Source organism: Idiomarina aminovorans, assembly GCF_023155095.1.
In the GTDB taxonomy this organism is placed as follows: domain Bacteria; phylum Pseudomonadota; class Gammaproteobacteria; order Enterobacterales; family Alteromonadaceae; genus Idiomarina; species Idiomarina aminovorans.
In genome coordinates this window covers 276,448-289,804 of record NZ_JAKNDA010000001.1, presented here as the reverse complement: position 1 = coordinate 289,804, position 13,357 = coordinate 276,448, and the positions used below count along the sequence as shown (strand labels likewise).

Below are 13,357 nucleotides of genomic sequence, written 5' to 3'. Positions count from 1 at the left end.
AACAGAAAAAGAGATGTGGTATGAAACTCGAAAAATCGCTTTTATGCGTGGGGATTACTCTGGCTTTATCGGCCTGCGGTGGCTCCGGCAGCGGCTCTAATAATAGCGGAACAGATAGTTCCGGTGGCTCTGATAACGGTAACAACTTCGCTGTTTGCTCAGTCGAGGACCAGAATCAGCGCTTTTTCGAGTACATGAAGGAAGACTACTTTTGGGCTAGTCAGTTACAGGAAGACTTAGATCCGGAAGCCTTTGACGACGTGTATGCGGTGCTTGAAGAACTGCGTGTACCAGAAGATACATACAGCTACATTCTTACAGAAGAAGAATATGATCAGCTGTTTGTCAGCGCCACGTTTTTTGGTTTTGGGTTCTCTATGGAGCAAACTAACGAAAGCCAGGTAAAATTTCGTTTTGTCTATAACGACTCCCCTGCTGACACGGCCGGCATTAAGCGTGGCGATGAGCTTCTCGAAATTGACGGCGTAGCGGTTTCAGAGTTATTAGCCAACGGTGAATTCAACGATGCACTTGGGCCTAATGAAGACGGTTTAAGTCGTGAACTGACCTGGCAAAAACCCGACGGCACAAAGCAAACCGAACGACTCAGTAAAGTTGAAGTAGAAACCAATACGGTGATGGGTGCTCAGACTTATGAACTTGATGGCCAAACCGTTGGTTACTTTACTCTGGACTCTTTTATCAACCGCACTGGTGATGACTTAAACAGCGCCTTTGACTTGTTCACCGCCGAAGGCATTGACCATTTGGTGATTGACGTTCGTTACAATGGCGGCGGTTTAATTCGTTATGCAAACCAAACCGCAACCCAGGCAGCCGGCACCAATGTTCAGGGTAAAACCTTTTTACAATATCGCTTTAACGAGCAAAACAGTAACCAGAACCGTACTGTTCCTTTTAGTCTGAAAAATGGAATAGAACAACTGGATTTAGACCGGGTGTTTGTACTGACAACAGGTAGCAGCTGTTCGTCTTCAGAAATTATTATTAACTCTCTGAACCCACACATCGATGTCGTTACTATTGGTGAGAAAACTTGCGGTAAACCTGTCGGCCAACAACCGGAAGATCTTTGCGATAAAGTGACCTTTGCCATTAACTTTGAAACGGTAAACTCTGAAGGCGAAGGCCGGTATTACGATGGCATTGCGCCAGACTGCTCCGTTGATGACGAAATAGTTGCTGACTGGGGTAGCCCCGAAGATCCACTCACAGCAGCTGCAAACACTTATATCAGTACCGGCAGCTGCCCTGCTGAGTCTGCGAGCGCATTAATAAAAAAGAGCGCTCAGGAGCGCTCTTTTGCAAAGCCTATTCATAACATGAAAGATAAGCGCGAGTCTCTTCAATAAGAGACTCTGCTTTGCAGCGGTTAGTCTCTAACCGCTGCTTTTCTCATGTCACCTTTAGCGGTGTAAAACTGATTGTTTTCCAGAATACCCGGAGCAAAACTGTCGACACCAATAGCGGTTAACCGCAACGCTTCAGTTTCAGCCAGTTTTCCGGCAGTCTCTTTATCTATTAAGCCCTTTTCCAGAGCCGTATCTGCAAGTTCCTGGCCATTGAGATTTGACGATAACTCACCACGTTTTTGAGCCTTGCGCAAAGTCTTATATACCGATTTCATTTCCAGCATAGACAAAAACGCTTTTTCCATATGGCCGGTTGAGTCGCTGATACTATCTTTCCAGTAACACAGGAAGGTATGACGGTCACGGGTGACGCCCGGCTCCATCATGCTGGTACTGATATTTTGTAATATCTTATCAGATGGCTTTTTGAAATGATTCCCCAGAGGGAAAATCAGGATACGCATCGTCCATGCCATGAAGCGATTCGGGAAGTTATCAAAGAAACCATAAAACGCATCGGCAATGTTGTATAAATGGTGCTTCAATGCGTAATGAACATACGGCAGGTCAGCAACCTGACGCCCTTCATCTTCAAAACGTTTCAGTACCGCCGAGGCCATATACAAATGGCTCAAAACATCACCTAAGCGGGCAGAGATCATTTCTTTACGTTTTAAATCTCCGCCCATCATCAGCATTGAAATGTCGGACGCCAACGCTAAGCCACGACTCATACGACCCAGCTTACGGTAATAATGAGCGGTTTCCCCACTAACCGGAGATTCGCCAAAACGCGCGCCGGAGAGACCCAGCCACAAACTGCCAAACACGTTACTGGCAGCAAAACCAATGTGTTTAAGTAACAGCCCGTCAAAATCACGCATACCTTCGTCTTCATTTGGGTTGGCTGCAGCTTGCATTTCTTTCAATACATAAGGGTGACAGCGCGTGGCACCCTGACCGAATATCATCAGGTTGCGCGTCAGAATGTTCGCCCCCTCAACCGTAATAGATACCGGTGTTGCCATATACGCATGACCCAAATAGTTGTGCGGGCCTAGCTGAATGCCTTTACCCGCATGTATATCCATGGCGTGTTCAAGCACTTCCCGACCCATTTCGGTCATGTGGTACTTGGTCATTGCCGTAACCACCGAAGGACTTTGCCCCTGACATAACGCTGAAACAGTCAGTCGGCGTGTCGATTCAAGAATGTAGTTAGTACCACCAATTTTACCCATTGGCGATTGCACACCTTCGAACATACCGATTGGCATGCCAAACTGCTGACGAACATAGGCGTAGGCACCGGTCATACGCTGAGTCACGTGGCCGGATGCCGTCGCCAGTGCCGGCAACGAGATACCGCGCCCCGCTGACAAGCACTCAACCAGCATACGCCAGCCTTTACCGGCGTAATCAGAACCACCAATAATCCAGTCCAACGGAATGAAAACATCTTTACCAAAGGTTGTGCCGTTTAAAAATGCCTGATTCAGAGGAAAGTGACGGTCACCAATCTCAATACCTTTATGCGACGTTGGAATTAACGCACAGGTAATGCCTATTTGTTTTTTATCGCCTAAAAGTGCATCCGGGTCATAGAGTTTAAATGCCAACCCCAAAACCGTAGCCGAAGGCGCTAACGTAATGTAACGCTTTGACCAGTTTAAGCGAATACCAACAACTTCTTTGCCGTCATGCTCGCCTTTACAAATGATCCCTTCATCCGGAATAGAGCCGGCGTCAGACCCTGCTTCAGGTCCCGTTAGGGCAAAGCACGGAATGTCTGTCCCATTGGAAAGACGCGGTAACCAATAGTCCTTTTGCTCTTTGGTGCCATAGTGTGTCAGTAACTCGCCCGGACCCAGAGAGTTCGGTACCATCACCGATACTGCAGCACTGATAGAACGACTGGCAATGCGGGAAACAATGTAAGAGTTAGCCGCCGGAGAGAAGTCCAGACCACCATAGTCTTTGCCTATAATCATGGCAAAGAAACGTTCCTTGCGCAGATAGTCCCACACCGGTTTCGGAAGGTCTCTGTCTTGCTGGACAATTTTAAAGTCATCCAGCATGTCCATCAGCTTCGCTAATTGATTATCAACAAAAGCTTGTTCGTCTGGTGTCAGTTTAGGTTCAGGTACATCCAGTAGTTTTTGCCAGTCAGGGCGACCACTAAACAGCTCACCGTCCCACCAGACGTCTCCCGCTTCCATGGCTTCACGTTCCGTGTCAGACATAGGCGGCAAAATGCGCTTAAAAATAGCAAATACAGGTTTAGTTACCAGGCTGCGTCGAATATCTCCGACTGCAAACACCAGTACCACTAAAACCACTAACAGAATAATAATTTCCATGGTTATCTCCAGTGCACTATCACAATAAAAGTGTCGTCAAATCTCAAGCTTAAGACAGTCTCTTTACGCCTCTTCGAGCCCGCCGGAAACAAAAGGAATCAAATGATCAATCACGTCCTGTGCGTTAACTTTCTGATTAAACTCGGCCTGCGCAATTTCAATAAGAGCTTGCCCCGATACTTGGGCAAAAACTGCCGCCCCCAAAATAAAGTGTAGACGCCAGAACATTTGTTGCTCACTTAAATGCGGGTTCGCTCGTTTTAGCAAAGCCAGTAAATGCTGCAATACGCCACCAAATTCTTGTTGGGTGTATCGGCGCAGATGTCCCTGAATTTCAGAGTAAGCAAAGCCCAGTAACCTTAAGAAGATATCAGGGCCGTGTTTATTAACCTCAGTTAACTTTGCTAAAGGTATTTTGAAACGCTTAAATAACGCTTCTGTTTTTAACTCGCTTTGTTGCTCAGCTAACTTTAGCTGTTCATCCAGAATCGGCATAAAGACTATTAAATAGCGAGCCATCACCGCTTGTATAAGTGCTTTTTTTGAACCAAAGTGATAATTAACAGAAGCAAGGTTAACCCCCGCTTCCTGCGTAATTTGTCGTAACGAGGTTTGCTCAAATCCATCGCGGGAGAAAAGCGTCTCGGCGGCATTTAATATTTTCTTTTGAGTGGAAATGCGTGCTGTCATATAATAAATAAACGCATGATTTAAACATGCGTTTAATTTAATTGATGTGAATTCAGCGTGCAAGTGTTCGCTGAACTTTATTTTCATTACTCATGTAGAGTAAAGTAGGCATTAGTGTTGCCAGTAATGGCGATGGAATAAGATAAGCACGGTCATAATTTCGAGGCGACCCGCTAACATTGCAAAAACTAAAAGTAATTTAGCGCCACCTTCCAGACTGGAAAAGTTACCAGAAGGGCCAATAATATCTCCTAACCCGGGACCAACATTACCCACTGCCGAGGCAGCTCCTGATATTGCCGTTAAAAAGTCGAGATCAAATAACGACAAACCTAACGCAATAATGGCTATTAACAGAAAGTACATAAAGCAAAACGCAACCATAGACCCCAGCAGTGAGTCATTGACCCGGCGATCCTGATAAGTTTGTACCCTAACCAAATTCGGGTGAATTAACTGGCTGAATTGTTTTCGCAAGAGGAGTTGAGACAACTGAAAACGGAAGATTTTCATACCACCGGAAGTTGAACCGGTACAACCGCCAATAAACATCAGGTAGAAGAAAACCATTAACGACCAGCTTCCCCAGCTGCCGTAATCTTCGGTCGCGAACCCTGTTGTTGTGACCACAGAAACGACATTAAAGGCGGTGTGCATCAATGCATCGCCAAATTCGCGACCTTTAACTATCTGCACCAAAGTGATTAATGCAATTGCAATGAGCAAAAAGGTAATAAAAGCACGTACCTGAGTATCTTTCCACAGCGGCTCAAAGTCTCTTTTCAAGAGCCGGATATAAAGAACAAACGGCAAAGCCCCGGCAACCATAAAAATAGTACCGGTCACAATCAAAAATGGCGTATCGGAGAAATGCCCAAAAGAGGCATCGTAGTTTGAAAATCCTGCGGTACCAATGGTTGTCATACCATGAACAAAGGCATCAAAGCCGCCCATTCCGCCCACTAAATACAAGCCAATAACCGCCGCTGTCAGCATAAGGTAAACCCGCCCTATTGCCATAATCATATGACTCGAGCGAGGCATGAACTTTCCTGACATATCAGACGACTCAGCCTGGAATAACCGCATCCCCCCAACTTGCAGGAACGGCAGAATAGCCATGGCCATAACGATAATTCCAATACCACCTAACCACTGCAGCATAGCCCGCCACAATAAAACGCTGGAAGGTAAATCATCGAGTCCCGAGATGACCGTAGCCCCGGTTGTCGTAATAGCTGACATAGACTCAAACCAGGCACTGGGGAAATCCAGATAAGGCTGAGCAAAAATAAACGGTAAGGTGGCAAACAGGCTGGCCGAAACCCAACATAAGGATGTGAGCAGGAAAACTTGTCGCGCACGCAACTTTGCGTTGCCAACAGGTTGCAAAAATAAAACCAAACCAACGACTAACCCCAGAATAACCAGGGTAAGATAAGTCCACTGCTCTTTCTCGCCATTGACGACTGCCATTACAAATGGCGCTAAAAGTGCAATAGAAAGCAAAGCGATCAGTCCACCCACAGCTTTAAGCAACAACTTAATCGCCTGTCGGCTATCGAGCGGAATTTGACCCAGTGACTGGTTGGCTTGCAATGACATAATGTCAGTTAGATGTATCTAATGGCGCAAATGACTTAATCAAATCGTCGATTGCTTTCATTTGCTGTAAATAAGGCTCCAGAGTATGTAACGGCAAAGCACAGGGACCATCGCATTTCGCTTCATCCGGATTGGGGTGCGCCTCAATGAACAAACCCGCGATACCCAGTGACATACCAGAGCGCGCTAATTGTGCAGCTTGCGCCCTGCGCCCATCTGCAGAATCCGTTCTGCCGCCCGGCCGTTGCAAGGCATGAGTTGCATCGAAAATAACCGGAGCCATAGGTTTCATTTCATCCATACCAAGCATATCGACAATCAGGTTATTATAACCAAAGCTGGAACCACGCTCGCACAGCATTAGTTTATCGTTACCGGCTTCAGCAAACTTTTTAATAATGTGCTTCATTTCCTGAGGCGCAAGAAACTGAGGTTTTTTAATATTAACCATAGCGCCCGTTTCCGCCAGCGCAACGACCAAGTCAGTCTGACGGGCAAGGAACGCCGGTAGCTGCAACACATCAACCACTTCTGCTACCGGAGCAGCCTGATGCGGCTCATGCACATCGGTAATAAGAGGTAGATTAAACTGTTGCTTTACCTCTTCAAAGATGCGCAACCCCTGTTCCAGGCCAGGGCCTCGAAAAGAATGAATGGATGAGCGATTAGCCTTATCAAATGACGCTTTAAATACGTACGGTATGCCGAGCTTACTGGTCACCTCTGAATAATGTTCAGCTATCCGCAGAGCTAAGTCACGAGACTCCAGTACATTCATCCCGCCAAATAAAACAAAAGGTTTATTATTTGCAATTTGAATGTCGCCCAGCTTTAATTCTTTAATCATTGTAAACTCCTGCGATTAGCTACCCACAACTCTTAAAATCTGGCCGGCAAAGTACGCCATATAGGTTCCGAGCGCATACCCCATTACCGCTAATAATACACCAACCGGTGCTAATGACGGATGAAAGGCTGAAGCAACAACCGGTGCCGACGCCGCACCACCTACGTTAGCCTGACTACCAACCGCCATATAGAACACCGGTGCGCGAAGCAGTTTTGCCACTAATAACATGAGTCCGGCATGAATCATCATCCAAATAGCACCTATTAAGAAGTACTTGGGCGCATCCACAATTTTGGTCACATCCATGTGCAGGCCAATACTGGCGACCAACACATAGACCAGCACAGAACCAATTTTTGAAGCACCCGCGGCTTCCATTGAGCGAGCTCGGGTAAAGGACAGTGCAATACCGCCGGCGGTAGCCAGTACAATCACCCAAAAGAATAAACTATCGAGGCTAAACTTGCTGAGTGCCGGGTAGTTAGCTGCAATTCCCGGAGCTATCCAGTCAGCCAAAAAATGCGCTAAACCTGCAACGCCAAAACCAATGGCCAGAATAAGCATTAAATCTCTTAAGCTAGGATTCCTGACATGCTCCGCTTCATACAACTCAACTTTATGGCGGATACGATCAATAGCTGAGGTGTCAGCGCCCGTACGCGCATCAATTTTCTTGGCGTTTGCTGCCATATAAAGCAGCACAGCCATCCATAAATTGGCAACAATAATGTCGACAGTCACCATAGCGGAGAAAATATCACCGCCCACTTCGTAAACTTCTTTCATGGCAGCCTGATTAGCGCCACCGCCAATCCAGCTGCCGGCAATGGTTGTCATACCACGCCAAACAGCATCAGGCCCTGCACCGCCCAACATTTCAGGAAATACTGCCGATACCAGTAATAACGCTATTGGACCACCAATAACAATGCCGAATGTCCCGGTTAAAAATAAGATAAGGGCTTTAGAGCCTAAGCCGATAACAGCTTTTACGTCCAGGCTTAAGGTCAGCAATACCATACAGGCCGGTAACAGATAATCCATTGCAATATCAGTGACCACCGTTTGGTTAGCATCAACAATGCCAAAGGTATTAAGCAACGACGGCAAAAAATAACAAAGCAATAAAGCCGGAACAAAGCGGTAAAACTTCTTGAAAAACGGATGCTCACTGCTATTGGTATAAAAGACAACACCAAGAATGGCGAATAGCAGGCCGGCAACCACTCCATCGTTAGTGATTAAGGCATTCGTTTCCGAAACAACAGACTCAGGCGCTAACATAGGTACTCCCTTAACTTAACCGGCAATAAGAGCTTGTTTTGACAAGGCAACATGCAAAAGAAAAGCTATCCAGCCACAGGCGCCAATAAAACCTAACCAGCGCGCACCAACCGTTTTGCCTTTTATAGCTAATACACCAAAGCCTATATAAGCGATAACACCAATGACTTTATCTGTTAGCCAGGGCACCTGAATGGGATACATACTTAAAGTCACCATGATGCCAACCGCGCTTAATAACAGTAAGGTATCGTTAATATGAGGCACTATTTTCAACCACTTCTTTTCTAGTAGGGGAGAATTAAGCAGTCGAAGTACAAAGCGGAATAAAAAAAAGCTGATTGAAATCAGCACGAACAGTACGTGCAAGTGTTTAAAAGCTGTGTACACAAGTAACCTCTTATAATTTAATTAAATAGTTCTTAATTCAGGCAGGGATTTTATCACTGCATTGAGAAACTTAGGCGAATAATAACGACCTTTTTCGTCGTTTAGGCGCACAGCAATGTCGTCATCACTAACACCACTTTCCCACCACTCCAACAGTTGCTCAGTCAGCAGTAGAACTTGAGTACTTATTGCTATATCGGAACCTTGTTTGCCGTCCGGCAGCCCTAATCCATCCCAACGTTCAAGCCTTTCTATTAGCGCTCTATGCGCACTCTGAGTTGCCTCATGTTCACCATGAGCCAATGCCCGCAATGAGCGAGCAACACGCTGCTGACATATTGTTTCTACAGCCGCCGCTGCATCTGTTACAGAGTTAAGTAATGGCCGGGCTTGCGCAAATAAAGACCAGGCTAAAGCCGTCGTTTCTGCGTCATCCGCAGCAACTCGCTGAGCTATTTCATACGTAAGACGAACCTCATTATCTTGTTCAATGACACGATTAAATTGGCTGGCGTGATGCAGCATCAATTGGTCGGCCAAACGCGCTAAAAACTTATCTGAGTCTTCCAGACAGACCACATTATCTTGCGCTAACTGAACATTTTCCGAAAACAACTGAAGAAGATGATGATCATCTGCTGTCAGTGAGCGGGACAAGCCTCCGATAAATAAGACGGACCCATGAGGCTGACAATGACTTCGACAATACAAGAGCACGAAATCATCACCATAATAAGATCCATGATTGGTAATAATATACTCCAGCTCAGACAAAGCTTTTGAGGGGATCACTGAGCGTAACGTTTGTCCCACACACACTTTTGAATCCTCACCGTGAGCTGCCAGCACTTTATAGATTGAGCCATCTTCATTGGAGGTTGCATACAAGGTTTGTTTAGCGCCGCCAATAACCCAGCTTAGTTGTTGCACTAAGCCATCAACGAAGCTATTCATTGGTTGCAACGTATAAAGGTTAGTCGACGCCGCAATAATCTTCTCAAGTCCATGTCGGCTCTGGTCTATTGACATAATATCGCGGTACGAGCGCAACGATGACATGACCGCAGTGAATAGTTTTTGAGCAGTCAGTTCGGTTTTGGATTTATAGTCATTAATATCGTAATTAACAATAACTGTGCGCTCTGGTGCCTGACCTGGCTGCCCGGTCCGCAAAATAATTCGGGTAAAATGATTATCCGCCTCTTCGCGAATATAACGCGCAACCTGCAAACCAGCGTCGTCAGTTTCCATAACAACATCCAGTAATAATATTGCCGCATCAGGGTGCTCATCAATTAATTGCTTCGCTTCTTCACCCGAGAAAGCGCTGTAAAACTTTAAACCTCGCCCTAAAAAATTAAAGTCATTGAGTGCCAGTTTGGTTACAGCATGTACCTCTGGTTCGTCATCGACAATCAGAATTTTCCAGTATTCTGTCGGTAATTTTGTGGTTTGCTGGCTGGTTTCGTCAGCAAACATAAACTGATTGCTCATTATTAGTCTCTCTCCGCCCTGGCTTTTGTTCCACCGGTAACTCGTTCTACACTAGCATAATCCTGCCAGTGGTTAACCTTTTTATAACCACTTTTAAACAGTAGCTCAAGCACACTGTCTGCCTGCTGCCAGCCCTGCTCAAGTAACAGCCAACCCTGGTCAACCAGGTGGTTTCTGGCTTCTTTTATAATCGTCTCTATATCGGCTAAACCGTTATTTTCTGCAACTAAAGCCGAGTGAGGCTCGAATCGGACATCCCCCGAAACCAAATGAGGGTCGGCTGCATCAATGTATGGCGGGTTCGATATAATTAAGTCAAACAAAGGAGTCTCTGGCACAGAATCAAACCAACTACTGCACAAAATTTCAACATCCAAACCTAAGGTTTCACTATTACGGCGGGCCAACTCAACGGCTTCCTCGTTGTTGTCACAAGCCAGCACTTGCCAACCGGGGCGTTCGGATTTTAACGCCAATGCAATAGCCCCTGTGCCTGTACCTAAATCTAACACTCGCGCTTTTTCGGGGAGTTCCAGATTCAGTGCAACTTCAACCAGAGTTTCAGTATCAGGGCGAGGGATCAAAGTACTGTCATTAACTTCAAGCATCAGTGACCAGAATTCACGGTGACCCGTAATATGAGCAACTGGCTGGCCTTGCTTGCGCGCGGCGATGCAATTTTGATACTGCTTCTGCTGCCTTTCGTTTAGTTGTTTTTCCGGCCAGGTAAGCAAATAGGCTTTATCCTTATCCAGCACATGGCAAAGTAAGACAAATACATCCACATGCGCGTCTTCACTTTGACCTAACTGCTGTCTGCCCCAGATCAGCGCTTGCTGTAGCGTCATTGCTGCCCTTCAGACAAGGCTGCCAGCTGATCAGCCTGATGCTCGGTAATAATCGCATCAAGAATTAAATCAATATCGCCGGTCAGCACTTCGTCTAAGCGGTATAATGTCAGGTTAATCCGATGATCCGATACCCGACTCTGCGGATAGTTATAAGTACGAATACGCTCCGAACGGTCACCACTACCGACTAAATTACGCCGTGTGCTCTCTTCTTCGGCCTGGCGCTTTTCATCTTCAGCTCGTTGCAAACGCGCCTGCAAAACCGACATCGCTTTTGCCCGGTTTTTATGCTGAGAACGTTCTTCCTGACATTCAACAACCACGCCAGAAGGTAAATGGGTGATACGGATAGCCGAGTCTGTCCGGTTAACGTGCTGACCACCAGCACCTGAGGCCCGGTAAGTGTCTACTCGTAAATCTGCCGGGTTAATTTCTATCGCTTCGGCTTCGGGAATTTCAGGCAGAACGGCCACAGTGCAGGCCGACGTGTGAATTCGCCCTTGTGATTCAGTTTCCGGGACACGTTGCACACGGTGCCCGCCGGACTCAAACTTCATTCGCCCGTAAACGCCTTCACCACTCATATGGGCAATAATTTCTTTATACCCACCATGCTCACCTTCACTGGCACTGACAATGTTCACCTTCCAGCCATGCTTTTCCGCGTAACGGCTGTACATACGAAACAGATCTCCCGCAAATATTGACGCTTCATCACCGCCGGCACCTGCGCGTATCTCTAAGTAACAAGAGCGGTCATCGTTCGGGTCTTTAGGTAGCAGTAACAGTTGCAAACGGTTTTCCAGCTCTTCTTCTGCGTGTTGCGCTTCATGTAACTCGTCTTCTGCCATTCCGCGCATTTCAGCGTCGTCATCTGCTGCCATATCTTTTGCAGCGATCTGGTCTTCCTGATTCTGGCGATACTCTTCAAAACAACCGACCACTTCTTCGAGCTGAGAATATTCGCGAGATAGCGAGCGGAAACGGTTTTGATCGCTGATCACATCGGGTTCACCCAATAAAGCCTGTACTTCCTGATAACGCTCAACTAATCCTTCTAGCTTGCGTTCAATGGATGGATTCAACATGTTTTTATTTGCCTTTTAATGAGTCAGAGTCTGATTCTGACCAAAGTTGTTGCAAAACGGCCAGCGTATATTGATCGTTATTTTCGCCAGCAGATTTTAATAAGTTTGTCGGTTTGTGTGTCAATTGCTGTAGCAGCCTATGACTGAACTTTTGCAAGACTTCAGCCGGATCTTTACCCTGTTTAAGCTGTGCTAACGCTTTTTTTAGCTGCTCGTCAGCCAAAGTCTTTGTGTGCGTGCGATACTCCCGCACCAGCTCCACACTATTAAGAGACTTCAGCCAGTCATTAAACTCTTGTGTCTGTTGCTGAATGATAATCTGAGCTTCGCGTGCGGCCTGCTCTCGATTACGAATATTTTCACTAATGATGCTTTGCAAATCATCAACCGTGTATAAGTACGCATCATCAAGTTCATTCACTTGCTCTTCGATATCTCTCGGAACCGCTAAATCGATGAGCAACATTGGTCTGTGCCGCCGCTGCTTTAACGCTTTTTCAATACTGCCTTTTCCCACTATAGGTAAAGTACTGGCGGTTGAACTGACGACAATGTCGGCTTCAGGTAATAACTCCGAAAGTTCCGATAAACTGTGGGCTGTAGCGCCAACCTTGTCGGCCATTTCGCGTGCACGTTGTAACGTCCGGTTGGCAACAACAAGCTCTGTCACGCCCTGCTGTTTCAAATGTTGTGCAACCAGTTCAGAAGTATCGCCGGCACCAATAAGCAAAACCTTCGACTTATTCAAATTAGCAAAAATATGACGAGCCATAGAAACAGCAGCATAAGCAACCGAAACTGCATTTTGACCAACCGCCGTTTCATTTCTTACCGTTTTTGCGACACGAAAGGTTTGTTGAAATAAACGTTCCAGAATGCCACCAACAGAGGATTGGCGTTTAGCGGCTTGATAGGCCTGCTTTACCTGCCCCAGAATTTGCGGTTCGCCCAAAACCAGAGAGTCCAGACCACTGGCAACCGACATTAAATGGGTAATGGCTTTTTCACCTTGAAACAGATAATGATGATTCTCCAACGCATTGGATGCTAATTTGTGAGAATCGGTAAGCCAGTCCAGTAGCAACTCGCCAGAAATATCGCCGCGGCAATAAAGCTCGGTACGATTACAGGTAGAAACAATAACCGCTTCTTCAACGCCCTTAAGATTGCATATGGCCTGAAGCGCGGTATCTAGTTGTTCAGCACTAAACGCGACTTGCTCACGCAAATCTACCGATGCTGTTTTATGATTAATTCCAAGGGCTGAAATGGTCATCTGACTGTGAAACTCGTTATCCCAACGCGGCCAAAATCTTAGTTGTCCGATTGTACGTGAAAGCCTTAGTCATTGAAAGTCACAGCGCTTTCTGGT

11 protein-coding genes are annotated in these 13,357 nt (G+C 46.3%); 1 reads left to right on the top strand and 10 read right to left on the bottom strand.

From position 1 onward, the window contains the following. Window positions 1-20: 20 nt before the first annotated feature. Window positions 21-1,373 (top strand): S41 family peptidase, encoded by a 1,353-nt coding sequence (locus L8G48_RS01415; protein ID WP_248262827.1) that lies wholly within the window; start codon window positions 21-23, stop codon window positions 1,371-1,373. Window positions 1,374-1,393: 20 nt separating this feature from the next. Here L8G48_RS01415 and L8G48_RS01410 read toward each other — a convergent pair whose 3' ends face one another. From L8G48_RS01410 to hemA, 10 genes are all read right to left on the bottom strand, one after another. Then, window positions 1,394-3,733 (bottom strand): acyl-CoA dehydrogenase, encoded by a 2,340-nt coding sequence (locus L8G48_RS01410; RefSeq protein ID WP_248262826.1) that lies wholly within the window; start codon window positions 3,731-3,733, stop codon window positions 1,394-1,396. Between the two features lie 63 nt (window positions 3,734-3,796). Continuing rightward, entirely contained in the window at window positions 3,797-4,423 is a 627-nt protein-coding gene (locus L8G48_RS01405) for a TetR/AcrR family transcriptional regulator (RefSeq protein ID WP_248262825.1), read from the bottom strand. 111 nt (window positions 4,424-4,534) lie between these two features. Next, window positions 4,535-6,028, bottom strand: coding sequence for a TrkH family potassium uptake protein (locus L8G48_RS01400; RefSeq protein WP_248262824.1), 1,494 nt, complete (start codon window positions 6,026-6,028; stop codon window positions 4,535-4,537). A gap of 4 nt (window positions 6,029-6,032) precedes the next feature. After that, window positions 6,033-6,875 (bottom strand): 3-deoxy-8-phosphooctulonate synthase, encoded by an 843-nt coding sequence (gene kdsA, locus L8G48_RS01395; RefSeq protein WP_248262823.1) that lies wholly within the window; start codon window positions 6,873-6,875, stop codon window positions 6,033-6,035. A 15-nt stretch (window positions 6,876-6,890) separates the two neighbouring features. Continuing rightward, the gene (locus L8G48_RS01390) at window positions 6,891-8,162 is read right to left on the bottom strand and encodes a DUF819 family protein (RefSeq protein ID WP_248262822.1); all 1,272 of its coding nucleotides are present in this window, start codon (window positions 8,160-8,162) and stop codon (window positions 6,891-6,893) included. A gap of 15 nt (window positions 8,163-8,177) precedes the next feature. Beyond that, the gene (locus tag L8G48_RS01385; RefSeq protein ID WP_348983630.1) at window positions 8,178-8,552 is read right to left on the bottom strand and encodes a SirB2 family protein; all 375 of its coding nucleotides are present in this window, start codon (window positions 8,550-8,552) and stop codon (window positions 8,178-8,180) included. A 21-nt stretch (window positions 8,553-8,573) separates the two neighbouring features. Further along, the gene (locus L8G48_RS01380) at window positions 8,574-10,046 is read right to left on the bottom strand and encodes a DUF3369 domain-containing protein (RefSeq protein WP_248262821.1); all 1,473 of its coding nucleotides are present in this window, start codon (window positions 10,044-10,046) and stop codon (window positions 8,574-8,576) included. Between the two features lie 2 nt (window positions 10,047-10,048). Then, window positions 10,049-10,894 (bottom strand): peptide chain release factor N(5)-glutamine methyltransferase, encoded by an 846-nt coding sequence (prmC, locus tag L8G48_RS01375; RefSeq protein WP_248262820.1) that lies wholly within the window; start codon window positions 10,892-10,894, stop codon window positions 10,049-10,051. After that, window positions 10,891-11,985: a peptide chain release factor 1 gene (gene prfA, locus L8G48_RS01370; protein WP_443986702.1), complete on the bottom strand. Its 1,095-nt coding sequence runs from the start codon at window positions 11,983-11,985 to the stop codon at window positions 10,891-10,893. Before prfA ends, prmC begins: the two co-directional genes overlap by 4 nt. A 4-nt stretch (window positions 11,986-11,989) precedes the next feature. Then, window positions 11,990-13,261 carry a glutamyl-tRNA reductase gene (gene hemA / locus L8G48_RS01365; protein ID WP_248262819.1) on the bottom strand — a complete coding sequence of 424 codons (1,272 nt, stop codon included), beginning with the start codon at window positions 13,259-13,261 and terminating at the stop codon, window positions 11,990-11,992. Window positions 13,262-13,357: the final 96 nt, after the last annotated feature.